Source organism: Kineobactrum salinum, from assembly GCF_010669285.1.
GTDB lineage: Bacteria > Pseudomonadota > Gammaproteobacteria > Pseudomonadales > Halieaceae > Kineobactrum > Kineobactrum salinum.
On the sequence record NZ_CP048711.1, the window covers coordinates 1 to 26,376 of the forward strand.

Annotated in this window: 24 protein-coding genes and 3 pseudogenes; 18 read left to right on the forward strand and 9 right to left on the reverse strand. The window is 58.1% G+C overall.

Translation table 11 applies throughout. The features are described from left to right. The first annotated feature begins 34 nt into the window (after positions 1-34). From G3T16_RS00005 to G3T16_RS00025, 5 genes are all read left to right on the forward strand, one after another. Positions 35-181, forward strand: coding sequence for a hypothetical protein (locus G3T16_RS00005; RefSeq protein WP_163493301.1), 147 nt, complete (start codon positions 35-37; stop codon positions 179-181). Between the two features lie 119 nt (positions 182-300). Beyond that, entirely contained in the window at positions 301-1,890 is a 1,590-nt protein-coding gene (locus tag G3T16_RS00010; protein ID WP_163493295.1) for a hypothetical protein, read from the forward strand. A 1-nt stretch (position 1,891) separates the two neighbouring features. Then, a complete protein-coding gene (locus tag G3T16_RS00015) occupies positions 1,892-2,170 on the forward strand; it encodes a hypothetical protein (RefSeq protein ID WP_163493302.1) in 279 nt (92 codons plus the stop codon). Then, positions 2,170-3,240 carry a zonular occludens toxin domain-containing protein gene (locus G3T16_RS00020; protein WP_163493303.1) on the forward strand — a complete coding sequence of 357 codons (1,071 nt, stop codon included), beginning with the start codon at positions 2,170-2,172 and terminating at the stop codon, positions 3,238-3,240. The genes G3T16_RS00015 and G3T16_RS00020 overlap by 1 nt, the downstream gene beginning before the upstream one ends. A gap of 240 nt (positions 3,241-3,480) precedes the next feature. Further along, a complete protein-coding gene (locus G3T16_RS00025; protein WP_163493304.1) occupies positions 3,481-3,678 on the forward strand; it encodes a hypothetical protein in 198 nt (65 codons plus the stop codon). Positions 3,679-3,959: 281 nt separating this feature from the next. Here the strand turns inward: G3T16_RS00025 and G3T16_RS00030 are convergent, their stop codons facing one another. Continuing rightward, the gene (locus G3T16_RS00030) at positions 3,960-4,157 is read right to left on the reverse strand and encodes a hypothetical protein (RefSeq protein ID WP_163493305.1); all 198 of its coding nucleotides are present in this window, start codon (positions 4,155-4,157) and stop codon (positions 3,960-3,962) included. 119 nt (positions 4,158-4,276) lie between these two features. On the opposite strand from G3T16_RS00030, the gene G3T16_RS00035 reads away from it, so the two are divergent. From G3T16_RS00035 to G3T16_RS00060, 7 genes are all read left to right on the forward strand, one after another. After that, a complete protein-coding gene (locus G3T16_RS00035) occupies positions 4,277-5,302 on the forward strand; it encodes a phage/plasmid replication protein, II/X family (protein WP_163493306.1) in 1,026 nt (341 codons plus the stop codon). 4 nt (positions 5,303-5,306) lie between these two features. Beyond that, a complete protein-coding gene (locus G3T16_RS00040; RefSeq protein WP_163493307.1) occupies positions 5,307-5,522 on the forward strand; it encodes a hypothetical protein in 216 nt (71 codons plus the stop codon). 467 nt (positions 5,523-5,989) lie between these two features. Next, entirely contained in the window at positions 5,990-6,136 is a 147-nt protein-coding gene (locus G3T16_RS20765; protein ID WP_163493301.1) for a hypothetical protein, read from the forward strand. 120 nt (positions 6,137-6,256) lie between these two features. After that, on the forward strand, positions 6,257-7,846 hold the full coding sequence (locus tag G3T16_RS00045) for a hypothetical protein (protein ID WP_163493295.1): 1,590 nt from the start codon (positions 6,257-6,259) through the stop codon (positions 7,844-7,846). Between the two features lies 1 nt (position 7,847). After that, positions 7,848-8,126, forward strand: a complete 279-nt coding sequence (locus G3T16_RS00050) for a hypothetical protein (RefSeq protein WP_163493302.1) — start codon at positions 7,848-7,850, stop codon at positions 8,124-8,126. Further along, positions 8,126-8,488 carry a zonular occludens toxin domain-containing protein gene (locus G3T16_RS22275; RefSeq protein WP_163493308.1) on the forward strand — a complete coding sequence of 121 codons (363 nt, stop codon included), beginning with the start codon at positions 8,126-8,128 and terminating at the stop codon, positions 8,486-8,488. Before G3T16_RS00050 ends, G3T16_RS22275 begins: the two co-directional genes overlap by 1 nt. Continuing rightward, the gene (locus tag G3T16_RS00060; RefSeq protein ID WP_269473321.1) at positions 8,449-9,195 is read left to right on the forward strand and encodes a zonular occludens toxin domain-containing protein; all 747 of its coding nucleotides are present in this window, start codon (positions 8,449-8,451) and stop codon (positions 9,193-9,195) included. Before G3T16_RS22275 ends, G3T16_RS00060 begins: the two co-directional genes overlap by 40 nt. Before the next feature lie 384 nt (positions 9,196-9,579). Here the strand turns inward: G3T16_RS00060 and G3T16_RS00065 are convergent, their stop codons facing one another. Beyond that, complete coding sequence (locus tag G3T16_RS00065; protein ID WP_232059194.1) at positions 9,580-11,304, reverse strand: potassium/proton antiporter; 1,725 nt, start codon at positions 11,302-11,304, stop codon at positions 9,580-9,582. A 598-nt stretch (positions 11,305-11,902) separates the two neighbouring features. On the opposite strand from G3T16_RS00065, the gene G3T16_RS00070 reads away from it, so the two are divergent. Beyond that, entirely contained in the window at positions 11,903-14,035 is a 2,133-nt protein-coding gene (locus G3T16_RS00070; protein ID WP_163493310.1) for a carboxy terminal-processing peptidase, read from the forward strand. Further along, positions 14,025-14,468, forward strand: coding sequence for a VanZ family protein (locus G3T16_RS00075; RefSeq protein ID WP_163493311.1), 444 nt, complete (start codon positions 14,025-14,027; stop codon positions 14,466-14,468). Before G3T16_RS00070 ends, G3T16_RS00075 begins: the two co-directional genes overlap by 11 nt. A gap of 5 nt (positions 14,469-14,473) precedes the next feature. Here G3T16_RS00075 and cysG read toward each other — a convergent pair whose 3' ends face one another. The 7 genes and pseudogenes from cysG to G3T16_RS00110 form a co-directional block, all read right to left on the reverse strand. After that, positions 14,474-15,877 (reverse strand): siroheme synthase CysG, encoded by a 1,404-nt coding sequence (gene cysG, locus G3T16_RS00080; RefSeq protein WP_163493312.1) that lies wholly within the window; start codon positions 15,875-15,877, stop codon positions 14,474-14,476. Positions 15,878-15,979: 102 nt separating this feature from the next. Continuing rightward, positions 15,980-17,271: pseudogene (serS, locus tag G3T16_RS00085) on the reverse strand (serine--tRNA ligase). A 34-nt stretch (positions 17,272-17,305) separates the two neighbouring features. After that, positions 17,306-17,680 carry a fluoride efflux transporter CrcB gene (crcB, locus tag G3T16_RS00090; protein WP_163493313.1) on the reverse strand — a complete coding sequence of 125 codons (375 nt, stop codon included), beginning with the start codon at positions 17,678-17,680 and terminating at the stop codon, positions 17,306-17,308. A gap of 92 nt (positions 17,681-17,772) precedes the next feature. Then, on the reverse strand, positions 17,773-19,125 hold the full coding sequence (locus tag G3T16_RS00095; protein ID WP_163493314.1) for a replication-associated recombination protein A: 1,353 nt from the start codon (positions 19,123-19,125) through the stop codon (positions 17,773-17,775). Positions 19,126-19,198: 73 nt separating this feature from the next. Next, complete coding sequence (locus tag G3T16_RS21425; RefSeq protein WP_232059414.1) at positions 19,199-19,705, reverse strand: LolA family protein; 507 nt, start codon at positions 19,703-19,705, stop codon at positions 19,199-19,201. Then, a complete protein-coding gene (locus G3T16_RS00105; protein WP_163493316.1) occupies positions 19,593-20,972 on the reverse strand; it encodes a class I SAM-dependent methyltransferase in 1,380 nt (459 codons plus the stop codon). Before G3T16_RS00105 ends, G3T16_RS21425 begins: the two co-directional genes overlap by 113 nt. Before the next feature lie 121 nt (positions 20,973-21,093). Beyond that, positions 21,094-23,318: pseudogene (locus G3T16_RS00110) on the reverse strand (DNA translocase FtsK). A gap of 327 nt (positions 23,319-23,645) precedes the next feature. On the opposite strand from G3T16_RS00110, the pseudogene trxB reads away from it, so the two are divergent. The 4 genes and pseudogenes from trxB to infA all read left to right on the forward strand — a co-directional run bounded on the left by trxB (position 23,646) and on the right by infA (position 26,332). Beyond that, positions 23,646-24,595: pseudogene (gene trxB, locus G3T16_RS00115) on the forward strand (thioredoxin-disulfide reductase). A gap of 5 nt (positions 24,596-24,600) precedes the next feature. Further along, on the forward strand, positions 24,601-25,317 hold the full coding sequence (gene aat / locus G3T16_RS00120) for a leucyl/phenylalanyl-tRNA--protein transferase (protein ID WP_163493317.1): 717 nt from the start codon (positions 24,601-24,603) through the stop codon (positions 25,315-25,317). Then, complete coding sequence (locus G3T16_RS00125) at positions 25,314-26,033, forward strand: arginyltransferase (RefSeq protein ID WP_163493318.1); 720 nt, start codon at positions 25,314-25,316, stop codon at positions 26,031-26,033. Before aat ends, G3T16_RS00125 begins: the two co-directional genes overlap by 4 nt. A gap of 80 nt (positions 26,034-26,113) precedes the next feature. After that, positions 26,114-26,332 carry a translation initiation factor IF-1 gene (infA, locus tag G3T16_RS00130; protein WP_163493319.1) on the forward strand — a complete coding sequence of 73 codons (219 nt, stop codon included), beginning with the start codon at positions 26,114-26,116 and terminating at the stop codon, positions 26,330-26,332. The last annotated feature ends 44 nt before the right edge of the window (positions 26,333-26,376 follow it).

Sequence of the window (26,376 nt, forward strand, 5' to 3'; positions counted from 1 at the left end):
CGGGCATTATTAAGGGCCATCAGAGGATAGAGCTATGGACGCAGCAGCCGTTACAGCTATCACTTCGGCGGTCGATTTTGCCTCAGTTGTAACGGGTATTGGTGCAGTATTCGCCGCCGTTGTACTGGTCAAGGTCGCCATCGTTGGCGGTAGCAAACTCATCTCAGCCATTCGCGGCTGAGCAATACCCGCCCCTCACGGGGGCTTTTTTTACAGGCACATCACAATGCTGGACCTCTATTACTGGACCTTCTTTTTTTGCGGCATGCTCGGTGCCATCATGTGGTTGCCGCCCCAGGTATGAATTCGTCAATCAAATTTGTTGCGTTTTTTTTCATTGCGCTATTTTTGCCGTCTACTGCTTTAGCTACTGTTTGGATTCATGATGACAATTATTATACGACTTTAAATGCAGCCGGTTCGGCATCATGCAGTGCTAAGGGCCAAAGCGCCGTCGATTATGACTCAGGACCTCCTAGCTATGTGCGATGCGCTCCTAGTTACAATTGGTATTACGTGGCATCACAAGCCGGTGGATGCCCCGAAGGAACCGTTGAGAATACTACTACCCACATGTGCGAAGAACCGCCTCCTTTGCCCAGTTGCCAGCCCGGATCGCTCGATTTACATTGTCAAGTTCCGTGCTCCGCAAACGTATTTCACACCGGCGGATACGTGGGCTATGGCGACACCTGCCCTGGCGATGATCTGCTCGATGATCCCGCGTTAGAGGGATTTGACAGTTTCGCGTGTATCACTGATGGCGACCCTCATGTGTGTGACCCCGGTGCATCGCAGCACCATCTGCCGGAAAATACAGGTGCAATTAAGGTTGATGGTTCTGATAATGAAACGTGTGAAACGTGCAATATAGAAGAATACGGCACGTCTGAGGGGCAGACTGACAGTCTGGGGAATCCTACCGGCGTGACTCATCAGGGCGGCGGTGGTTCTAGTGGCGGCGGTGGTGGCGGCGAACCTGAAATATTAGTGCCGATCGCGCCACCGAGCGATTGCATAAACTCATTTTTGGCCGGTGTTCAAACTGGCGATTGTAATAACATGATCGATATACCGTATGAGGATTTGTCGGGACTCGATCATCGTTGTGATGATGGCTTGCCTTATCCTTGCTCCGCTGAGGATTTTGAAAATACCAATTTAATCGAGGCATGCCGCTTAAATCCAACAATGCCCCAGTGTGAAACGACTGACGTTTATGATCTTTGCGCGCATGGTGGTGTGCCAATGCCGGTTATTGGATGCGATTATAATTTACCAATGGACCCGCCCGAGTGTATCCCACCACAGGTGACTGACCCCGATGGATATTGTGTCACTCCTGCAAGCGATCCAGTCGTTACACCGACGCCGGAAGCGGTAGAAGAAATCGTAAATCCGCCCGGTGGACAGCCTTCGACACAGCCGCCACCGGTGCAGCAAACGGAGACGACGACGACCGAGACATCGCAGACAACAACGACCGATGGCAGCGGGAATACGACAACAACGACAACAACTGTCATCACGACTACTACAGAAGAAACGACCGACGGCGGGGCAGGGGAGTGCGATCCTACAGCGTCGGATTATCAGGATTGCATTGGCGGCAGTACAACTTACGATGATGCTGCGCCTACTGATCTAGACTCTGTTGCGACTGGTTATTATGACAGCCTTTCCGCAGTGCCGTTGGTTGCTGCTGTGAGCGGCGTTAGCTCGGTATTTTCAGGCTCAGGCAATTGCCCGACACCCAGCTTTTCGGCGTTCGGCCAGACTCACGTTATCGATATGCACTGCATCGTTTTCGATGAAATCGAGGGTCCGTTGTCTGCAATTATGCTGGTCTTTTTCGCCATCATTGGTATACGTCACGTAGTGAGTGCCTGATATGGATTGTAAATATACAGATATCGCCTGCCACTGGGATGGTGCAAAGGAAACTCTCAAGGGATGGGGCGCTGAATTTCTACAGTGGCTGCTCGATATCCTTATCACTGTGCTGTCCTATATCCCGGTCCCAGACTGGATGGAAAATGTCGGCAGCATGAACCTGCCGAGTGGCGTTCTCTGGTTTGCAAGCGCGTTTGAGCTGCAAGCGGGTGCTGCCATCATGGTCAGCGCTTGGACGCTGCGCTTCATCATTCGTCGTATTCCCGTTGTTGGATAATGGCGATTACTGCTTACAGCGGCCTCCCAGGCTCTGGCAAATCTTATTCCGTAGTTGAGCATGTCATTCTGCCCGCGCTGCGCGCTGGCAATATCGTGTGGACCAACATCCCGATGGATCCCGATCTAATGGATAGCGAGTTTGGCGGGCTCCTGAAGCAATTCAAAATTTCCGAGATCGAGGAAAATCAAAACTGGTTTCAGGAAACCTTCACTCCCGGGGCTACTATCGTGATCGATGAAGCGTGGCGACTCTGGCCCGCGGGGACTCGCGCTAACGCAATGCTGGAACAGCACAAGTCGTTCCTTGCTGAACATCGGCATATGGTCTCGGAAGACGGTCGCAGTACTGAAGTTGTCATAGTGACTCAGGATTTGTCACAGCTCGCGAGTTATCCCCGTTCCCTTGTTGCCTCTACGTATCGCACTACAAAAATGGATATCATCGGCGCGAGCAAGAGTTTCCGCGTCGATGTGTATGAAGGCGCTGTGACCGGCAACAAGCCACCTGTCAAGCAACGAGTGCGCCAGATTCCCGGCAAATACAAAGCTGACATTTACAAATACTATAAATCTCAGACCCTGAGTGAGTCAGCGAATCACGGCGATGAATCCCGCACTGATGACCGGATCAACATTTTAAAATCCAAGTGGCTCCGGGTTGGATTCCCTTTCCTGATCGTGTTTTGCCTCTATATCGTTTATAAGGGCATGTCCGCCCTGGGCAGCTTCTACGGTTCTAGTGACGACATGGCGTCCACTCAGCAGCCGATGCAGCAGCAGGGCGATGCACCGACCAGGGCACCGCAGCGAGTCCGCCATTGGTTCGACGGCATGAGTATCTCTATCAGCTTCAACATGGGCACCCATCCCCGCAATATCGTTTACCGGCTCGCGTTTGCCGGTCCCGCTGGCAGCGTCACGATGGGCACCAATGAGCTGTACCGGCTCGGGTACAGCATCGAGCCTATTGATGCCTGTCTCGTCCGGCTGGTCGGCCACGGTGACTCTCGCTTGGTAATGTGTCCTGGTCCCGACACCGGCAAACGAGATAGCATTTTCGATATCTGATTTTTTGAGCGTAGCGAAAAAAACAGATATTGAATGTGCGCATAATTTCCGGCTCGGATTATGGTCATTAGCGAGCCGGGAAAATGGTTTTCCTCCCCGGCTCGCTATTTATCCATAGTCCGGATTATGCGCATATTTCCTTCGCTTATTCCCAATCGATATAGTTTAATACACACATAACTATTGTCTCTATCTGTTATGTGTGTATAATACTAATTATAGACAAACGGGAGAGTAAAAATGCAAGCGATAAAGCCTGAAAATAGCATCACCGTCACACGTTACATGCAGTCACTCTTGGCACAGTGGACATTGTTGGACTCTGCTGGCAGAGCTGTGAGGGGCGATGAGTGGTATGCCAAGCGTGAAGAGCGGCATGAATTAGCAGATCGCATAGTGTATCTGCTGAGGGAGACGATCAATGACAGCGCCAATTGATCCTAAACGCCCTCCACACCGCCCTAGGGAGCTTGAGGGCGGAAAGCGGGTCAATGTCTACCTGGATGCCGAAACGCTCTCACGCGCCCATACGCTTGGCGATGGCAACATTTCCGAGGGTATCCGTCGAGCCCTGGCGACAACCCACCCCTCCTGACCTGTTCAGCCCGCTTTTCATCCCTCTGGATCCAATTCAGGGGGAAGGGAGTGCTAACGCTTTGTTGCCATGCGGGCGGCAGTGCGGTTTGAAGGCCAGAGGTAAGTAATACTGGCCTTTTGTCTCATTTCTGAGACTCCATCACCTTCCCCGTGCGCTTGAATTCTCTGATTTCATCCTCAGTTACTGTCTTTAATCCTTTTAAAATCAATAACTTAAGTATTTCCGTGTCCTTGAATCCGAGCTGGGTTTTAGTCACTGCCTCTACGGTCTTTTTTTCCACCTCCCTCCAGACCCTCTCATCGATGTGTTTTGTCGGCATTTCCTGATTCTCCGGCGTTACTGATCTTCTATTTTACGTCTTTGAATCTAAGAAACTTGACAACTAAGAATTTATATTCTAATAATTCAGCCTATTAATAAATTCTGAGATTCTCAGAAATGATTGATTGGCTTGACTTCGTTATCCCTTGCCTCCACGACCCCATACCAGCCGGACGGGTCATGTCCATTTTGCCCAGCGGAGAACTTGAATATGACGTGCCGAAGCGGATGCAGGCCACCGGTACTTACGAGTCGAAAATGTGGGTCCGGAGCCAGGGCGGAGACGGGGAGGGAAGAGCAACTGAACTTTATATTTCCGGCAACCCCGCCAAATTTTTACAGGGGCACAACGTCTTTGGCTGCGAGCTGGTCTGCGATCTGGCGGCGGGCGTTGTTCGCAAGATCCTCGACACCGTTGGTATTTCATCTGATTTAACGGTGGCCCAAGCTCTCAAGGGTAATTTTTCCGTCAAGCGGATTGATATCACTCGGTCATTTTCCTTTGCCAGTCGGAACGAAGTGAAAGCGGTGTTATCGAGTCTGGCAATTAAATCCCGGTCGCGGATGGGGAGGGCGCAGACCTCTGGCGGGACGGTGTATCACGGTAAGCAATCGCGTCGTCACACCCTGAAATTTTATTGCAAAGCGGAAGAATTGGAAGCGGGTGAAAAACACAAGCTGCCTGCTGAGTTGGAAAAAACCCCTATTAAAGAGTTCGCGGAAACATTGCTGCGGGCTGAATTAACGCTGCGATCAAAAGAGCTGATCGAGTTGGAAAAAACCGAGGGAAAACACTTTACCCCGAAGGTGTTGGATGCCCTCTACTTTGATTATTTCGGGAGGATTGAAATGGCTGCACAAGCTTACATACCTAGTGAAGAAATCAAGCTGCTTTCGCGCTCGATCCGCGACAGCTATTTGCTCTGGAAGGAGGGCGTTGATGTACGCCCGATGATGAGCAAACCAACATTTTATCGGCACCGTTCCGAGTTGCTGCCTTTGGGCATCGATATCGCACTCCCGAATGAACAGGTTGAGTGCGAGATCATCCCTCTTTTTCGCAAAGTCACCGGCAGACCAGTCGGTATTCCGGATTGGGCCTATCAACAGGGTCTGGTCTATCAATCGAGAGTAGGGGGTTAATCCCATGTTGGTACAAGCCAAAATTATCGACGTTGATTTGCGCGTCCATAAAGACAAACAGGTTGCTGATGTGACCTTAAAATTTTCCGAGCCGAACGAGGCCATAGTTACCACGCTCTGGAATAACAGCGTTTCGCGTGGTGACCATAAGATTTTTCGGAGTTCGCTGGTCAAGACGTTTTGCTTGCGATTCGCCCCGAAATATTTAACGGCAACTTGAAGTATTCCATCAATACGATGGTTCGCCCGGTGCCTGTCAAGGCTCCAGGGGTCAAGTAAGTGCCTTTAGTGCTTATCGATGAGCCATGCCCCTGTTGCTCTAGCAGGGGCTCGCAGTGTGCGCAATGCTTTTATGAAGCGTTAATGCCGCATTTCTTAAAGTCATTTCCTGAACCTCCTTTTCTCAAAGTGACGGATATCGATTATCTGCCTTTGCCTACTTTTGAACAGGAACTTCATTAATGTCGCTCACCCTCATTTGTTCCGGCGATATCACTACCGACGAGGGTGTGGCTTTTTGCAGTACAGGGTGGCAGACGGCACAGCACGTCGCACCATTTGACATCTCGCAGTTAGACCCCGTTCTAATTGCGACGTGTGTGGGGTCCGGCTTCTTCATCATGCTTCCGCTTTGGGCTGCATGTTTGGGCGGTCGGGCATTATTAAGGGCCATCAGAGGATAGAGCTATGGACGCAGCAGCCGTTACAGCTATCACTTCGGCGGTCGATTTTGCCTCAGTTGTAACGGGTATTGGTGCAGTATTCGCCGCCGTTGTACTGGTCAAGGTCGCCATCGTTGGCGGTAGCAAACTCATCTCAGCCATTCGCGGCTGAGCAATACCCGCCCCCTCACGGGGGCTTTTTTTACAGGCACATCACAATGCTGGACCTCTATTACTGGACCTTCTTTTTTTGCGGCATGCTCGGTGCCATCATGTGGTTGCCGCCCCAGGTATGAATTCGTCAATCAAATTTGTTGCGTTTTTTTTCATTGCGCTATTTTTGCCGTCTACTGCTTTAGCTACTGTTTGGATTCATGATGACAATTATTATACGACTTTAAATGCAGCCGGTTCGGCATCATGCAGTGCTAAGGGCCAAAGCGCCGTCGATTATGACTCAGGACCTCCTAGCTATGTGCGATGCGCTCCTAGTTACAATTGGTATTACGTGGCATCACAAGCCGGTGGATGCCCCGAAGGAACCGTTGAGAATACTACTACCCACATGTGCGAAGAACCGCCTCCTTTGCCCAGTTGCCAGCCCGGATCGCTCGATTTACATTGTCAAGTTCCGTGCTCCGCAAACGTATTTCACACCGGCGGATACGTGGGCTATGGCGACACCTGCCCTGGCGATGATCTGCTCGATGATCCCGCGTTAGAGGGATTTGACAGTTTCGCGTGTATCACTGATGGCGACCCTCATGTGTGTGACCCCGGTGCATCGCAGCACCATCTGCCGGAAAATACAGGTGCAATTAAGGTTGATGGTTCTGATAATGAAACGTGTGAAACGTGCAATATAGAAGAATACGGCACGTCTGAGGGGCAGACTGACAGTCTGGGGAATCCTACCGGCGTGACTCATCAGGGCGGCGGTGGTTCTAGTGGCGGCGGTGGTGGCGGCGAACCTGAAATATTAGTGCCGATCGCGCCACCGAGCGATTGCATAAACTCATTTTTGGCCGGTGTTCAAACTGGCGATTGTAATAACATGATCGATATACCGTATGAGGATTTGTCGGGACTCGATCATCGTTGTGATGATGGCTTGCCTTATCCTTGCTCCGCTGAGGATTTTGAAAATACCAATTTAATCGAGGCATGCCGCTTAAATCCAACAATGCCCCAGTGTGAAACGACTGACGTTTATGATCTTTGCGCGCATGGTGGTGTGCCAATGCCGGTTATTGGATGCGATTATAATTTACCAATGGACCCGCCCGAGTGTATCCCACCACAGGTGACTGACCCCGATGGATATTGTGTCACTCCTGCAAGCGATCCAGTCGTTACACCGACGCCGGAAGCGGTAGAAGAAATCGTAAATCCGCCCGGTGGACAGCCTTCGACACAGCCGCCACCGGTGCAGCAAACGGAGACGACGACGACCGAGACATCGCAGACAACAACGACCGATGGCAGCGGGAATACGACAACAACGACAACAACTGTCATCACGACTACTACAGAAGAAACGACCGACGGCGGGGCAGGGGAGTGCGATCCTACAGCGTCGGATTATCAGGATTGCATTGGCGGCAGTACAACTTACGATGATGCTGCGCCTACTGATCTAGACTCTGTTGCGACTGGTTATTATGACAGCCTTTCCGCAGTGCCGTTGGTTGCTGCTGTGAGCGGCGTTAGCTCGGTATTTTCAGGCTCAGGCAATTGCCCGACACCCAGCTTTTCGGCGTTCGGCCAGACTCACGTTATCGATATGCACTGCATCGTTTTCGATGAAATCGAGGGTCCGTTGTCTGCAATTATGCTGGTCTTTTTCGCCATCATTGGTATACGTCACGTAGTGAGTGCCTGATATGGATTGTAAATATACAGATATCGCCTGCCACTGGGATGGTGCAAAGGAAACTCTCAAGGGATGGGGCGCTGAATTTCTACAGTGGCTGCTCGATATCCTTATCACTGTGCTGTCCTATATCCCGGTCCCAGACTGGATGGAAAATGTCGGCAGCATGAACCTGCCGAGTGGCGTTCTCTGGTTTGCAAGCGCGTTTGAGCTGCAAGCGGGTGCTGCCATCATGGTCAGCGCTTGGACGCTGCGCTTCATCATTCGTCGTATTCCCGTTGTTGGATAATGGCGATTACTGCTTACAGCGGCCTCCCAGGCTCTGGCAAATCTTATTCCGTAGTTGAGCATGTCATTCTGCCCGCGCTGCGCGCTGGCAATATCGTGTGGACCAACATCCCGATGGATCCCGATCTAATGGATAGCGAGTTTGGCGGGCTCCTGAAGCAATTCAAAATTTCCGAGATCGAGGAAAATCAAAACTGGTTTCAGGAAACCTTCACTCCCGGGGCTACTATCGTGATCGATGAAGCGTGGCGACTCTGGCCCGCGGGACTCGCGCTAACGCAATGCTGGAACAGCACAAGTCGTTCCTTGCTGAACATCGGCATATGGTCTCGGAAGACGGTCGCAGTACTGAAGTTGTCATAGTGACTCAGGATTTGTCACAGCTCGCGAGTTATCCCCGTTCCCTTGTTGCCTCTACGTATCGCACTACAAAAATGGATATCATCGGCGCGAGCAAGAGTTTCCGCGTCGATGTGTATGAAGGCGCTGTGACCGGCAACAAGCCACCTGTCAAGCAACGAGTGCGCCAGATTCCCGGCAAATACAAAGCTGACATTTACAAATACTATAAATCTCAGACCCTGAGTGAGTCAGCGAATCACGGCGATGAATCCCGCACTGATGACCGGATCAACATTTTAAAATCCAAGTGGCTCCGGGTTGGATTCCCTTTCCTGATCGTGTTTTGCCTCTATATCGTTTATAAGGGCATGTCCGCCCTGGGCAGCTTCTACGGTTCTAGTGACGACATGGCGTCCACTCAGCAGCCGATGCAGCAGCAGGGCGATGCACCGACCAGGGCACCGCAGCGAGTCCGCCATTGGTTCGACGGCATGAGTATCTCTATCAGCTTCAACATGGGCACCCATCCCCGCAATATCGTTTACCGGCTCGCGTTTGCCGGTCCCGCTGGCAGCGTCACGATGGGCACCAATGAGCTGTACCGGCTCGGGTACAGCATCGAGCCTATTGATGCCTGTCTCGTCCGGCTGGTCGGCCACGGTGACTCTCGCTTGGTAATGTGTCCTGGTCCCGACACCGGCAAACGAGATAGCATTTTCGATATCTGATTTTTTGAGCGTAGCGAAAAAAACAGATATTGAATGTGCGCATAATATATATTATGTTAAATAGTGGATCTGCACACACAGTTATCCACACTGCTACGGGACGAATCGATAGCGCTACAGCCGGCCGACAGGATTGGATTTGGACGCGTGGTTTCATGAAGGCAGGCTGCCGCTACAGCTACAGCTGCCGGGCCCGCCCGTGTTCGCCAACCGTGGGAAGGTACGAACTGGTGTTGGATATACTGTGTTGCGCTGCCTGGTCGGATGGGCGCACTACTTGATTGCTGTATCGCCTTTCTGTATCGCCTTTCTGTATCGCCTTTCTGTATCGCCGCGCGCCGCAGCGATGGCCGCTACGAAATATCTGTCCGCTATATTCGTCCGTTAATTGAGCTTCAGGCCCACAGCCGCGATCCGTTCTCCTTCCAGCTTTTTCACCACGAACTGTACGTCGCCCAGTTTCACACGGTCCCCCACTACCGGTTTTTGGTGGAACTGGCGATTGATGAATGCCGCCACAGTGGTGGCTTTCAGGTTTTCAGGAACCTCGAAGAAGTATAGCTGGGCCAGTTCAGCCAGCAGCGCGTCCGGCTTGATCACGAACTCGCCAAAGAAAGTCGAGGACTCCAGGTAGTCGCGGCTCGCGGAAGGCGCAAACATACGTCCCAGGGTGGTAGTTGAACCGTGGGAGGCCAATACCAGCACGTAGTCTTCCGGCAACAGCTTCTGCTCCCGCCAGTCGGTCAGCAGCATGCCCTGCCGCACTATGCCCGCCAGTTGGGCGCCGCCCGACAGGGGCAGGTGGCGGCCCCGCATGCCTATCGCGGAGCTGCCCTGCACCGCCTGGTAGACCAGCAGTTCTTTTTCCTGGTCATCAGGAATTTTCAGCATCAGATGTTCCGGCTCTTCCAGCGCAGGCGGTACCTCCAGCCGTAGCCAGCGCGCCACCGGAGCTATAGTCCAGCCCTGTAGCAGCAGGGATATCAGCACCACGAAAAAGGCCAGCTCAAAGTAGGTCTCGGACAGCTCCAGGCCGGCAAGCGACGGAAATAGAGCCAGAATAATAGGCACTGCTCCACGCAGGCCACACCAACTGATAAACAACTGCTCGCGCCAGGGGAAGTGAAAGGGCAGCAGTGACAGCCAGACGGCCGCGGGGCGTGCAATCAATATAAGGGTCAAAGCGATGCTGATGGCTGGCAGAAAAATAGCCAGCAAATGGCTGGGATTGATCAGCAGGCCCAGCATCAGGAACATGCCGATCTGGCTCAGCCACGCCATGCCGTCCTGAAAGCGGTGAATGTCCTTGGCATAGGGCAGCGAGGTGTTGCCCAGCATGGCGCCTACCAGGTAGATTGCGAGGAAGCCACTGCCTCCCCACAGGTTGGTGAGACCAAACACGCTCATGCCGCCGGCAAGCGCCATCAGTGGATACAGCGATACCGGCAGTGGCAGGCGGCGCAGCAATACTGCGAGACCGTAGCCGCCGGCGGCACCGATGGCGAGTCCCAGCCCCATTTGCCGGACGAAGTCCGCGATAACTCCCCATCCTGGCGCACTCCCGCCCGCGGCCAGCAACTCTACCAATGTGATCGTAAGAAAGATGGCCATGGGATCATTGCTGCCGGATTCTATTTCCAGCGTGGCGCCGGTGCGCTGCTTCAGCTGCAGACCTGCCGCCCGCAACAGGCCGAATACCGCGGCGGCGTCGGTAGAGCCAACGATCGCGCCGATCAGCAATGACTCCAACCACGGCAGGCCCAGAATCCAGTGGGCAGCCGTGCCGGTGATGCCTGCAGTAATCAATACTCCCAGGGTAGCCAGCGACAGCGCAGGACTGAGGCTGACCCGGAAGGTGTCCCGGCGGGCGCCCATGCCACCGTCAAGAATGATGATTGCCAAGGCAACGCTTCCGAGCATGAAAGCCAGGCCGGTATCGTCAAAGCTGATTTTCCCCAGGCCGTCCTCACCTGCCAGCATGCCCAGCACCAGAAAGACCAGCAGCAATGGAGCCCCGACGCGCCGCGACAACACACTGGCCACCACGCACAGCAGGGTCAGCGCTGCACCCCAGAAAATCATCTGACTGGTAAATTCAATCGGCATCATGCTGTGGGGCGCCCCGCCTCAAAATCATGTGTACTTTATACCACGCCGATACCCTGGCGGCATCTCGCAGGTCGTTCAAAAGCGGTTATAATTACAGAATATTATCAATAATATCAATTATATATATTTAATATTTAAAGTATTTTATGGAAAGGTTTTGGTGGCTGGTTCCAGTGCAGTACGCCTGTGGCGGGAGAGCTGCCGCACATCACCCCGAGCAGACATGGCCCCCGCCCGACAGAAACCCGGTCGTGCGGGACACTTCGGTGGGCGCCAGTAGAGGGAACGCGGCTTGCCTTTTGAGGTCAGAATTACGACCGCCGGCAAGCGCTATGGATCGCATGCTGGCCGAGGCTGTCATTCATTGGCGGCCTCATCCAATTGGTGCAAAGGCCAGGGATCGGTAGAAGTCCGGATAGCAGGCGCCCCGTGGCCAGGCACCTTGATCCCGACCACCATGCGCGCCACCGGCTGGACTGCAGGTGCCGGGCCAATGGGTAACGACCTTGCAACGAGAACCGGCCTGCAAGTATCTGTATTCTGCGTTTGCTTGGCGGCGGCACGGGGTTACACTACGGGAGTAACAGTTGTGGAGATGATGAACTTGATCAGACAGACACCAAGAGCGGCACAGCAATGGTTGTTGTGTGGCGTACTGGGGCTCGCGTTGCTGGCCGCACCTTCCCTCCCCGCCTGGAGTGCGATCGAGTACAGTGACAGCCAGCGCGAGACCATCGTCGAATTGATTGAACAGCTTGAGGAGCGCCACTACGCCAAGCTCAAGTATGACGACGAGCTGTCCTCACTGCATCTGGACAACTACATCAAAAGCCTCGATGGCGGCAAGATGTTCTTCACCCGCGCCGATCTCGAGGATTTCGAACGCTTTCGCAACAGCATGGATGAGGAACTGCACGCCGGTCACCTGGAGGCCGGCTTTTCGATATTTGACCGCTTTCAACAGCGGCTGGAACACCGGCTGGAAACGCTGGTCGACAACCTTCCCGAGCTGGTTGCGAAAATGGATTTCACCATCGACGAGGAGTATGTACTGGATCCGGAAGACCGTCCCTGGGCTCGGAATGAGGCCGAGCTTGATGATCGCTGGCGGCGGCACCTGAAGAATCAGGTCCTGAGCCTGCGCCTGACCGAGAAGGACGATGCCGAGATCGTGCCGACCCTGACCAAGCGCTATCGCAATCAGCTCAAACGTGTGCGTCAATACAACAATCAGGATGTATTTCAGATCTACGCCAATGCGTTGACCGAGCTGTACGACCCTCACACCAATTACCTGTCACCGCGGCGCTCGGAAAACTTCAACATCAACATGAGTCTGTCGCTTGAGGGTATTGGCGCGGTACTGCAGCTGGAAGACGAGTATACCAAGGTGGCCCGGCTGGTCCCCGCGGGTCCCGCTGACAAGCAGGGCGAACTGCGGCCCTCCGACCGTATCATTGCGGTGGCCCAGGGCGAGGACGGCGAATTCGAGGACGTGATCGGCTGGCGCCTGGATGAAGTGGTAGAGCTGATTCGCGGCCCCAAGGGTTCCACCGTACGCCTGCAGGTCATTCCCTCCAAGGCTCCGGCTACCGATGCGCGCAAGGAAATTACCATCGTCCGCAACCAGGTCAAGCTGGAGGAGCAATCCGCGCAGAAGGAGGTACTGGAAATACCGGTGGCCGGGGGAGAGACGATGAAGGTCGGGGTAATCGACATTCCCGCCTTCTACATTGATTTCGAGGCGATGCGCCGGGGTGAGGACGATTACAAAAGTACCACTCGCGACGTCAAGGTGCTGCTGGACCAATTGCGGGCCGAGGATGTCGACGGTATTGTGATCGACCTGCGTCACAATGGTGGCGGATCCCTGCAGGAAGCCAATGAACTGACCGGCCTTTTCATCGAGTACGGCCCGACGGTACAGATCCGGCATTCCTCTCGCCGGGTGTGGCGCGACGGCAAGCGGCTGCGCAGTCCCTACTACGAAGGACCACTGGTCGTGCTGATCAACCGGCTCAGTGCTTCTGCGTCAGAGATTTTTGCCGGTGCGATTCAGGATTACCAGCGCGGCATCATCGTCGGTGACCGCTCCTTCGGCAAGGGTACCGTGCAGACCATGGTGCCGCTGACCGAGGGCCAGCTCAAGCTCACCGAGTCGAAGTTCTACCGTATCTCCGGCGACAGCACCCAGCATCGCGGCGTGGTGCCGGATGTGGTGTTCCCGTCCCTGTTCGACCCGGAACAAATTGGCGAAAGCGCCCTGGATCATGCCCTCAGTTGGGATCAGATCAATCCGGTACGCCACCGCCGCTATGGCGATATTTCCTCGGTCATTCCGGAAGTGACCAAACTGTTCCAGTCGCGTGCCGACACCAATCCGGATTTCGTCTATCTGGAGGACCAGGTCGGCCTCGCCGAGGAGGCGCGGGCCATCAAGCGCGTGTCGCTGAATGAAGCAACCCGGCTTGAAATGCGCGATGAGCAGGAGCAAAGAGCCCTGGCCATCGAAAACCGGCGCCGCGCCGCACGGGGCGAAGAGTTGCTGACTGCGCTCGAAGACGAGTTCGTGGACGAGGACGAGGAACTGGACGAGGACAGCACGAACGACAGTGACGACGACCGTCCCGATGTGCTGTTGAGCGAGGCGGGCAACATTCTGGTGGATGCCCTGCTGTTGCGTCAGCAACGTTACGCGCAACATATCCCGCTGGACAAAGGTGACGACTGAGTCCGGTTGCTCCGCGGTTGTTGCGTCGCCGGATTCAGCGCTGAACATTGCCCGATACCGGCTGGCGGCTGTGCTCGCGTTTGCGGCGACCGCCGTTCTGTTGCTGCTGCCAGGTCCCGTGCTGAGCGCGGCCGGCAGCTGGCTGGCGCCATGGTGGCCACTGCCCTCCCCTCAGGAACCGTCTTTCGCCCTGCCCCTGGACAAACTGGTACATGCCGGTCTCTTCGCGCTGTGCGGCCTGCTGGTTCTGCGCGGCTGGCTGACCAGCAACGGTCACTGGCTACGGTTCTTCCTGCTGTTGTTCCTGTTCGCCATCCTCACGGAGGCGGCGCAATACCCGATCCCCGGCCGCCACGCCGATTTTGCCGATCTGCTGGCCGACCTGGCGGGAGCGGCTGCAGGGATCTGGTGGGGCTTGCGCCCCCTGCGCTGAACCTGTCAGTTGGCGCCGCCAAACCACTGCAGTTCGCGTTGCAGTTGTACGACCCTGCCGACAATGATCAGGGTCGGCGCCTGGGGCTGGGCATGCGCCACGATTTCGCTGATCGTTGCCAGGGTGCCGGTCAGGACCCTCTGCTCCGGCAGCGTTGCCCGCTCGATCAGGGCTACCGGTGTGTCCGGCGCGCGCCCGTGGGCCTGCAACTGGCGGCAGATTTCCGCCAGGCCCACCAGCCCCATATAGAACACCAGGGTCTCGGCGGGAGAGGCAAACGCAGCCCAGTCGTGATCCACCCGGTCCCCCTTCAGATAACCGGCGACAAAGCGCACTGACTGGGCATGATCGCGGTGGGTCAGTGGAATGCCGCTGTAGCAGGCGGCACCACTGGCTGCGGTAATGCCCGGTACGACCTGAAACGGTATCCGGTGGCCGGCCAGCAACTCGATTTCCTCCCCGCCGCGGCCAAAGATAAACGGATCGCCGCCCTTCAGGCGTGCCACCCGCCTGCCCTGCCGCGCCAGGTCCACCAGCAGCTGATTGAGGGCCGGTTGGGGCATGCTGTGGTCTGCGCGGCGCTTGCCCACATAGATCCGCTGCGCATCGCGGCGCGCCATCTCGACAATGGCGGGATTCACAAGCCGGTCGTACAGCACCACATCCGCGGTCTGCAGCAGGCGAAGTGCCTTGAAGGTCATCAAGTCGGGGTCGCCGGGGCCCGCGCCGATCAGGAATACTTCACCTGTCGCCAGGGCATCCGGGTTCTGCTGCTGATCCGCCAGCAGGGTATGGAAGGCCTGCTCGGCCTCGGCCTCGCGTCCGTTCAGCACCTTGCTGGCAATGGGGCCATCGAGCACCTGCTCCCAGAAACGTCTGCGCAGTTCCACCTCCGGCAACGCAGTCGCAACCGCCGCCCGCAGGCGTCCGGCAAAGCGGGCGAGCTGACCGTAGGCTGCCGGTACCATGGTCTCGATCTGGCGCCGCAACCGGCGTGCCAGCACCGGGCTGGCGCCGCCACTGCCAATCGCGATGACCAGTGGTGAGCGATCGATGATGGCCGGAAACAGAAAGCTGCACAGTTGCGGGGAGTCGACCACATTGACGGGGATATTGAGGGTATTGGCGTCCCGCGATATCGCGGCGTTGACCTCGTACTCCGGCGTCGCCGCGACGACCAGTCTGGCCCCCTGCAGCTGCCCGGGCCCGGTATAGCGGGATTGCTGCCACCTGCAGGGGGCGCTGTCATCGAGCAGGAGAGCCAGTTCATCGGTCAGTTCGGGGGCAATGACAGTCAGCGTGGCACCGGCACTGGTCAGCAGGCGCGCCTTGCGGGTGGCGACCTGCCCGCCTCCCACCAGCACCACCGGGGCATCGACCAATTTGTGAAACAGGGGCAGGGTTTCCATAGATTAAAAGTCAGTGCCTGGGTTCAGGTGCCATTCTACCGGGTGCCGGCCCACTAGTCGTGTTGCTCATGCTGCTGTCGTCGAGCGCCGTCGTCGTGATGGCTACAAGGTGGTGAGACCGCCCATATAGGGAGCGAGAGCCTCGGGAACTGTTACGCTGCCGTCAGCCTGCTGGTAGTTTTCCACAATGGCGACCAGGGTACGGCCTATGGCAAGGCCGGAACCATTGAGCGTGTGCAGCAGCTCCGGTTTGCCGGTGGCCGGGTTACGCCAGCGTGCCTGCATTCGCCGCGCCTGGAAGTCGCCGAAATCGCTGCAGGAGGAAATTTCCCGATAGGTGTTTTGCGCCGGAAGCCAGACCTCAAGATCATAGGTCTTGCGGGCCGCGAAGCCCATGTCACCGCCACACAGCAGCATCTTGCGGTAGGGCAGCTCCAGCAGCTGCAGCACCCGTTCGGCGTGACCGGTCAGGGTTTCCAGGGCTTCCCCTGATGCACCCGGGCGCACCAGCTGCACCAGCTCCACCTTCTCGAACTGGTGCTGCCTGATCAGGCCACGGGTGTCGCGGCCATAGCTGCCGGCCTCGCTGCGGAAGCACGGGCTGTGACAGGTGAAGCGGATCCCCTCCTCGCCCAGTTCCGTTGCCTCGAAGATGCGGTCGCGGGCGACGTTGGTCACCGGCACTTCCGCAGTCGGAATCAGGTAGTAGTCCTGTTCGCCCTGCAGCCGGAACAGGTCCTCCTCGAACTTGGGCAGCTGGCCGGTACCGCGCAGCGAGTCGCCGTTGACGATGTAGGGCACATAGATTTCCCGGTAGCCGTGCTCACCGGTGTGCAGATTCAGCATGAACTGGATCAGCGCCCGGTGCAGCCGCGCCAGCGGGCCGTACATGACTGTGAAGCGGGAGCCGGTAATCTTGCCCGCCATTTCCCCGTCGAGTTGCTGCAACTGCTCGCCCAGCTCGACATGATCCCGCGGCTGAAATCCCATCTCCCGTGGCGTGCCCCAGCGTGCGACCTCCACATTGTCGGCTTCCGTTGCGCCCGCGGGCACCTCAGCGGCCGGCAGGTTGGGAATGCCCAGCAACATCTCGTCAAGCTCAGCCTGGACCGAGCGGGCCTGCTCGGTGAGCGTATCGAGTTGCGCGGCGATCCGGTCCAGGGTCTCGTTCACCTGGGCCTTGGCCGCATCGACGCTCATGCCCTGCCCACCAGCTGGCCAATGGTCTTGGACGCGCTCTTGCGCTCTGCCAGCAGGGCCTGGCTGTCCATATCCGCCTGCTTGCGGCGACCATCCAGGGCCTTGAAGGCAGCCTCATCAAAGGAGAAACCGCGCCGGGCCAGTTCCTTCGCAATCACTTTAGGGTCCTGACGTACCGCTTTGATATCCAACATGAATCTTTTTCCTGTTAATGTACTTGGTGAGGTTTTACAGCAGATTGCGCGTGAGTGCGATGGCTGCGCCCGCAGCGAGCACGCACAGGACCACACTGGTCAGCGCATAGGCCAGTGCCTGCACGCCCTGCCCCGCCTCCCACAGCGCCACTGTCTCCAGCGAATAGGTGGAAAAGGTGGTGAAGGCGCCCAGGAAGCCGACCAGCAGTACTCCACGCCAGTCCGGGTGCAGCAGCTGTTGCTGCAACAACACGAATACGACTCCGATCGCGAACGACCCCAACACATTTACCAGCAGAGTGCCCAGCGGAAATTGCCCCTGCCAGTGGGCCTGGGTCCACAGCGACAGTGCATAACGTGCCACCGAGCCAGCGGCGCCGCCAGCAGCGATCAATAGCAGGTATCTCATGGGGATTGCTCGGGTCCTGGCCATGCGAGGGCGTATTGTACTGATTCCGGTGTGTTGTCGCAGCCACTGTCCCGGCTGTCCCTGGCGCCAGGTTAGCGTTGTCGATACCGCTGCCGGTCGCTGGCCCGGTCCCGCTGCCGCAGATACTCCAGTTTTTCCCGGATCTTCTGTTCCAGGCCGCGCTCTACGGGGTAATAATAGCGGCACTCGCGCAGGCCTTCCGGGAAATAGTTTTCGCCGGCCGCGTAGGCGTCCTCTTCATCGTGGGCATAGCGGTACTCGGCACCGTAGCCTTCTGCCTTCATCAGTGCGGTGGGCGCGTTGCGTAGATGCAGGGGCACCTCGTCGCTGGGACTGGCAGCAACCTCGGCGCGGGCGGCATTGTAGGCGCTGTATACGGCATTGCTTTTGGGCGCACAGGCCAGGTAGACCACCGCCTGGGCCAGCGCCAGCTCTCCCTCAGGGCTGCCCAGCCGCTCCTGTACCTGCCAGGCATCCAGGCACAGACCCAGGGCGCGGGGGTCGGCATTGCCGATGTCTTCGCTGGCCATGCGCACCACCCGGCGCGCCAGGTACAGTGCGTCGCAGCCGCCATCCAACATCCGGCACAGCCAGTACAGGGCGGCGTCGGGACTGGATCCGCGCACCGCCTTGTGCAGGGCGCTGATCTGGTCGTAGAACAGATCGCCGCCCTTGTCGAAACGGCGCAGGGAGGCCTGTAGCACTTCTTCCAGGGTCGCGCTGGTAATACGCCGCCGGGGAGACTCTCCCGCCGCGGTCGCCACCGGCTCGGCCAGATCCGCCGCCAGTTCCAGCAGATTCAGTGCCCGCCGGGCATCACCGTCGGCCTGGCGTGCAATCAATTGCAGGCAGTGATCCGGCGCCTCCAGTCCGGGCTCCAGGCGTTGCAGGCCACGCTGCAACACGTCCAGCAGCTCGGCGTCCTCCAGCGACCGCAATTTGTACACCCGGGAGCGGGACAGCAGCGCATTGTTGAGCTCAAAGGACGGGTTTTCGGTGGTGGCGCCGATAAAAATGACGGTGCCCTCTTCCACATGCGGCAGGAAGGCGTCCTGCTGCGACTTGTTGAAACGGTGCACCTCATCCACGAACAGCACGGTGTCGCGGCCGCCGGCACGTTGCTGGCGGGCCTGGGCTATGGCCTCGCGGATCTCCTTGACGCCGGCCAGTACCGCCGACAGTTGCAGAAAATGTGCATTTGCGGCGCCGGCGACAATTCTTGCCAACGTGGTCTTGCCGACGCCGGGCGGGCCCCAGAAGATCATCGAATGCAACTGGCGCCGTTCGATGGCCTGGCGCAGCGGCATGCCAGGGCCCAGCAGGTGGCTCTGGCCAGCGAATTCATCCAGGCTGGCGGGGCGCAGGCGTGCAGCCAGCGGCTGGTAGCCGGTGTCCTTGGTCTGCGCAAACAGGTCCTGACTCATGCCGGTGTCGACACGCTGAGGTCAGCCGGCCGTGGTGAAGATGGTCGGGGCGGGTCCACCGGCTCTATTCGAGCTATTGCTCATGGTAGAACAGGTCCGCGTCCGGTGGTGGGGTGAAATCGAAATCGGCCGCGCTCAAGCCGGGGGTCGGATCCAGCGCGCTGAATTCGATCACCACGCGCTGCCTGAGGTTGTCCAGCACCTCCATGCCGCGGATCAGGGCGCCGTCGAGTTCCAGTGCCAGCCGCAGAAAGCCCGGATCGCCGTCCCGGGGTATCAGCACGAAGCGGTCGCGCTGGTCCCGTTCTACCGTGTAGTCCCGTCGCAATGCCGAGGCATCGCCGCCCAGCACCTGCAGCGGTGTCATCGCCTCGGTGTCCGCCACCGGACGCCGGGTAACGGTTTCCAGGTCGCGGTCAAAGTGCCACAGGTACTCGCGGTTGGCGATGATCAACTGGCTGTCGGGGCTACTGATCTCCCAGGCAAAGTAGCCGGGCCGCAGCAGCTTGAACTGGCCACTGGCCTTGCCAGCAGGGCGATCGTCCTGGTCGTATTGGATCTGCTGAAACTCGCCCTGCAGCTGGTCGATCGCCTCCAGCGCCGTGAGCAGCTCGTCCATCGGAGCGGCTGCCAGCGGTACTGGAAGCAGACTGAGGCAGAAAAATATCGGAACAAGAAGTTTGAACACGGCGGTAGGTTCCTGTCGGGTCTGTGGCCAGAGCCCTTACTTTACCATGAAGGAGCGTTTTATCGCGGAAGGGACTCACTTGCCGGGGGCGTATGCAGAACTCGGGGGTGAGCCTGGGATGCAACAGGGTCGTCTCGACGGCCTCACTGCGCAGTACCGCCAGCATCTGGGTGGGCTTGATTTCACCGCTCATGATCGCTTCTTCGTCGCGGGCATGCAGGCGGTCAATGAAATCCCGGTCCCACTCCCCCTCGGCGTTGAAGTTGTGGCCGAAAGGGCGATCGATGAACACCGTGACGATATTCGCGAAGGGAAGGAAAAGCTCGAAATGGAAGTGTTCGACCAGCAGCGGCAGGATGTCCTGGGCCCGGATGCCCTCAAAGCTCTCGGTGGAACAGTCATGGTTGATGTATTGGGGCTCGTGCCGGTTCAGTAGCCGGTTGTTGCGGTACTCTTCCGGCAACTCACTCCAGAACTGCTGTACCAGAGCCAGGGCCTCGGGCCAGCGTTGATGGCCGTTTCTGCCGATCATGTCGGAGGTAAGGAAGTAGCCGTCGGGAGTGAGGCAGGACTTGATCGCGACAAAGAGTTTCTCCAGCTCCAGTACGTGATGCAGGCACTGGTTGGCCATCACCACATCGTAGCGGCCCTCGGGTCGCCAATCGTTGAAGTCGCCGTAGTCCGGGAAGACATGCTCCGCAACGTCCATTTGCCTGGCATGCTCCCGGCCGCGCTCAAGCATGGCTTCATTGATATCGGTGCACTCCAGGCGGAAGTCGCTGATGCCCTCGTCCAGCAGACGGCGGGCCAGGCGCGCTTCCATGTCGCAATTGCCCGCACCGATGCTGACCATCCGCAGAAAGCCACCCTTTTGCTCGGCCAGCTTTTTACAGTAGAGGAAGAAGAATTGCTCGGGATCGGTGATCCCGAACTGGTGGAATTTCTTCGGCGCCAGGTGCTTGTTGGACCAGTAATGAAAGATCTCCGGCAACTCATGCACATTGGCGCAATCATTGAACGACTGCCGCTCGGCTTCCATGCGGCGCAGATAGTCGTCATCAGTGCTTGCAGCCGCGGGATTCGCTTCGCTCTGTGGGGGCAGTGCCGGGGACAGCAGGCGTTTGGCACGGTCGAGAAGTGCATGGATGGATGCGTTCATGGCTGCTGACTATCTCTCCCTCTCTGCAGGTGTCCGAATGTTCGTCCCCAGACCTTGTGGACGGCGTCATGATAGCCGATCGCAAGAGCCTGTCATAGCAACGGACTCACCCCGCAGCGGTCTATTCGGGTGGTGGCGGAGCCAGCACTTCGCGCTGTCCGTTGCTGCCCATTTCGGTCACCACTCCGGCCGCCTCCATCGCCTCGATCAAGCGCGCGGCCCGGTTGTAGCCGATCCGGAGTTTGCGCTGGACTGAGGAAATGGACGCCCTGCGGCTCTGGGTGACGTAATGCACCGCCTCATCGTACAGGGCATCGCTTTCATCACTTTCGTCACCGTTGCTGGCCTGAAGTTCCCCGGCAGTGACTGGCGTACTACTGCCCTCATCGAGCAGGCCGTCGATATAAGCGGGCTGGCCTCGTCGCTTCCAGTCGGCCACCACCCGATGCACTTCTTCATCGGAACAGAATGCACCGTGGACCCGGGTCGGCAGACCGGAGCCCGGTGGCAGGTACAGCATGTCACCGTGGCCCAGCAGCTGTTCGGCGCCGCCCTGGTCGAGAATTGTGCGGGAGTCGATCTTGGAGGAGACCTGGAAGGCGATACGGGTCGGGATATTGGCCTTGATAAGGCCGGTAATCACATCCACTGAAGGGCGCTGGGTCGCCAGTATCAGATGGATTCCCGCCGCCCTCGCCTTCTGTGCTATACGGGCTATCAGCTCCTCCACCTTTTTGCCGACGATCATCATCATGTCGGCGAACTCGTCGATCACCACGACAATGGCTGGCAGGTGTTCCAGCGCCGGTGGCTCTTGTTCCTCGTCAGTCATGGCCAGAATCGGGTCGGGTTTCCACAGCGGATCGGGAATCGGATTGCCCTCGCGCAGCGCATCGGCAATCTTGCGGTTGTAGCCCGCCAGATTACGCACCCCCAGATTGGCCATCAGTTTGTAACGCCGCTCCATCTCCGCCACACACCAGCGCAGTCCGTTGGCGGCGTCCTTCATGTCGGTGATGACCGGTGTCAGCAAGTGCGGGATGCCGTCGTACACCGACAGTTCCAGCATTTTGGGATCCACCATGATCAACCGCACCTGCGCCGGCGTGGACTTATAGAGCAGGCTCAGCAGCATCGCATTGACACCTACCGACTTGCCGGAACCGGTGGTACCAGCCACCAGCAGATGGGGCATCTTGGCCAGGTCGGCGACCACGGGTTCACCGGAAATATCGTGGCCCAGGGCCAGGGTCAGCGGCGACTTCGACTGGTCGAAGGCCCGCGATGACAATACCTCGCGGAAATTGACGATCTCGCGGTCCTCGTTTGGAATCTCGATGCCGACAACGGACTTGCCGGGAATCACTTCCACCACCCTCACGCTGATCACCGCCAGGGAACGTGCCAGGTCTTTCGCCAGGTTGGATATCCGCGACACCTTGATGCCGGCAGCGGGCTGTATCTCAAAGCGGGTAATGACCGGGCCGGGATATACCGCCACCACCTCGGCAGCAATACTGAAATCGGCCAGCTTCAGCTCCAGCAGCTTGGACATGCCCTCCAGCGCTTCGCGTGAAAACCCCTTGTTGGGATCTTTCACTTCCGCATCCAGCAGGCCCAATGGGGGAAGCTCGCCGGTGACCGAAGCTTCGAACAGGGGTTGCTGTTTTTCCTTCTCGGCCCGCTCGCTCTTTTCGGCCCTGGGCTTGAGCGCCTTGATCTTGGGCGGGGTGCGCTGCCTTTCACGTTCCACGTGTTCGTCAATTACCGCCTTGCGCGCCTCCAGTGCTTTCTCTCGCTCGCGCCGGTCGCGGATGCTGTCCAGGCGCGAGATCAGCCAGTCACGCAGCCGCCGGAACAACAGCAGGGTCCAGCGTCCCAGCCGCTCCATCAATTTCAGCCAGCTCAGATCGGTGAACACGGTGATGCCGAACAGGAACACTGCCGCCAGGATCAGCCGGCTGCCGATGTCACTGAAGGCCGTCGTGAAGGCATCGCCTATGGCCTGCCCGAGAATGCCACCGGCACCCTGCGGCAGCCCCGAGCCGCCCGGATCGTTGAGTGCAGCCAGGGCAGTGCCGGCCACCATGACGAGTACCAGGCCCAGCGCCCGGATCCCGAATGTGACCCAGTCGAAAACCTTGTCACTGTAGCGCTCCAGCAGGATAATCACCGCCCGGTAGGCCAACAGCAACGGAATCAGATAGGCGGCATAGCCCACCAGGGACAGGGTGACGTCCGCCAGCCAGGCACCCGTGGGGCCCCCGCATTGACGATGCGGTTGCCGATGCCGGTGGCGGACCAGCCGGGATCCCGGGGACTGTAGGTGATCAGCGCCAGCAGCATGTACAGGCACACGGCACTGACCGCGATGAATGCTCCCTCCCGCAGTCTCGGCTTCAGTACGCTCTCTGTCTTGCTTTGTGGCACGCGTCACGATCCTCTTGCCGGCGCGGGCGAAATGCCCTGTTTAGCGCTGGCGACACCGGAGATTGTCGGATACTTTGTGATTATATTCAACAAGTTATAAGGGATATTTAGAAACTTTCTCGACTTTGCCGGGGAGCAGGCGTTGGATTACCATGGTTCGTCCCCATATCAGCACTGTCAGCGCGCCGGGCGGTGCCCACAACCCGCGCCCCATTTAACACCAGCAACCGGGAAATGACCACTATGAGCGACGTCCAGCACCACCCCTGATCATCCTTGGCTCCGGCCCTGCCGGCTACACGGCAGCAGTCTATGCCGCTCGCGCCAATCTCAAGCCGGTAGTGATCACTGGCATGCAACAGGGTGGACAGCTGACCACGACCACGGAAGTGGAGAACTGGCCCGGCGGGCATGCACAATTACAGGGTCCGGAACTGATGCAACAGATGCTGGCCCACGCCGAGCGCTTTGAAACCCAGGTACTGTTTGACCATATCGAACAGGTCGATCTTCAGGCGCGGCCCTTTCAGTTGAGCGGCAGCCAACGCTACAGTTGCGATGCGCTGATCATCGCCACCGGGGCCTCGGCCCAGTACCTGGGGCTGCCCAGCGAAGAGGTCTTCATGGGCAAGGGGGTCAGCGCCTGCGCCACCTGTGACGGCTTTTTCTACCGCAACCAGAAGGTGGCAGTGATCGGAGGTGGCAATACCGCGGTCGAAGAGGCGCTGTACCTGGCCAATATTGCCTCGGAAGTCGTGCTGGTGCATCGCCGCGACAGCCTGCGTGCCGAGAAGGTGCTGCAGGACCGGCTGTTTGCCCGCGAGCGTGAGGGCAAGGTGCGGATCCTGTGGAATCATACCCTGGACGAAGTGCTGGGGGATGCCACCGGGGTGACCGGGATGCGGGTCAAGGCCACCGCAGATGGCGCGACTGCAGATGTGGAGTTGGCCGGGGTCTTCATCGCGATTGGACACAAACCCAACACCGATATTTTCCAGGGCCAGCTGGCGATGAAGGACGGCTACATCACGATCAACAGTGGCACCGACGGCAACGCCACTGCAACCAGTGTACCCGGCGTGTTCGCCGCCGGCGACGTCGGAGATCATGTCTACCGGCAGGCGGTGACCTCGGCAGGTTTCGGCTGTATGGCGGCGCTGGATGCAGAGAAATATCTGGATCATATGAGCTGACAGCTATGCCCGGCATTGCACGGCTCGCGCCGGGACAGGCATTTCCGCCCACTTCGCAGGCGCTGGACTATCCCAACGGGCTGTTGGCAGCGGGCGGCACCCTGACGCCGGAACGCCTGATCGAGGCCTACCGGCGCGGGATATTTCCCTGGTATGAAGCCCCCCAACCGGTCCTGTGGTGGACCCCGGACCCCCGTTCGGTGCTCTATCCGCGGGAGCTGCATGTCTCGCGCAGCCTGCGCAAGACCTTGCGCCGCGACCAATGGCAGTTGAGCGTCGATCGCGACTTCAGTGCTGTCATGCGGCACTGTGCCGCGCCGCGTACGACAGGCCCCGGCACCTGGATCGGCCCGGAAATGCTGACCGCCTATGCCACCTTGCATCGCCTGGGCATTGCCCATTCCATAGAAGTGCGTGACCCGGACGATGCGCTGGTCGGCGGTCTCTACGGACTTGCGCTGGGCCGGGTATTTTTCGGGGAGTCCATGTTTTCCAGAATACCGGGGGGTTCCCGGATCGCCCTGGTCGGTCTGGTGCATATCCTGCGCCGCGGCGGCTTCCGGCTGGTCGACTGTCAGATGGAAAGCCGGCATATGAATTCAATGGGGGCCAGAACCATCAGCCGGCTGGACTTTGAGGCAGAGCTTGACCACACTGTAGATGCATTTGTCGATCCAGCGATCTGGACCCTGCCGGCAACCTGCGGAGATTTGCTGTTGTGACCTCATCACTCCGGGATCTGAAGGTGTACACCACCTACCCTCACAGTTGCAGCTACCTGAAAGATCAGGAAGCAACCACCCTGTTCATAGATCCCCGCCAGGAGGTGGATCAGCTGCTCTACAGCCGGCTCTCCACGATGGGTTTCCGGCGCAGCGGCAATCACATTTACCGCCCTCACTGCGGCCAATGCAATGCCTGCATTCCGGCCCGCATTCCAGTGGCGCAGTTCCGTCCCAACCGCAGCCAGCGACGCACCTGGACCCGCAACAGCGACCTGACGGTGGAGGCCAGTCCCGGGATCAGGGATCAGGAGGCCTACGACCTGTACTACCGCTATATAGAGTTGCGTCATGCCGATGGCGACATGTATCCGCCCGACCGCGAGCAGTACCATTCCTTCCTGAACAACGCCTGGGACTGCACCCGCTATTTCCGTTTTCACGCCGGCGGCTCGCTGCTGGCAGTTGCAGTGGTGGATGTGCTGGTCGACGGCCTGTCGGCCATCTACACGTTTTTCGAACCCGATCAGGCACACCGCAGTCTGGGCAGCTATGCCATCCTCTGGCAGATCGAACGGGCCCGGGAGCAGGGACTGGATTATCTGTATCTGGGTTACTGGATCCGCAATTGCGATAAAATGGCCTACAAGTCCGCTTACCGGCCACTGGAACTCTACATCGACAACAATTGGACGGCAGAGCCGCAAAGGGCGTAGTTTTGCCGCAGATTGATATGGCGCAAGCGGCAGGTTTAGGGCAAAATGCGCCCCTGCTTTTAATGAGGGATTGCCGCCGCATGGCAAAAGAAGATCAGATTGAAATGGAAGGCGAGGTAGTAGACACCCTGCCCAACACCACGTTTCGCGTGAAACTGGAGAACGGGCATATCGTAACCGCCCATATCTCCGGCAAGATGCGCAAAAACTACATCCGTATTCTCACCGGCGACAAAGTCCGCGTCGAGCTGACACCCTACGATCTCAGCAAGGGGCGTATCACCTACCGCGAGCGCTAGTCGCCGTCGCGCCGTCTTCGGGGCGACAATGGCCCCCGCCCTGT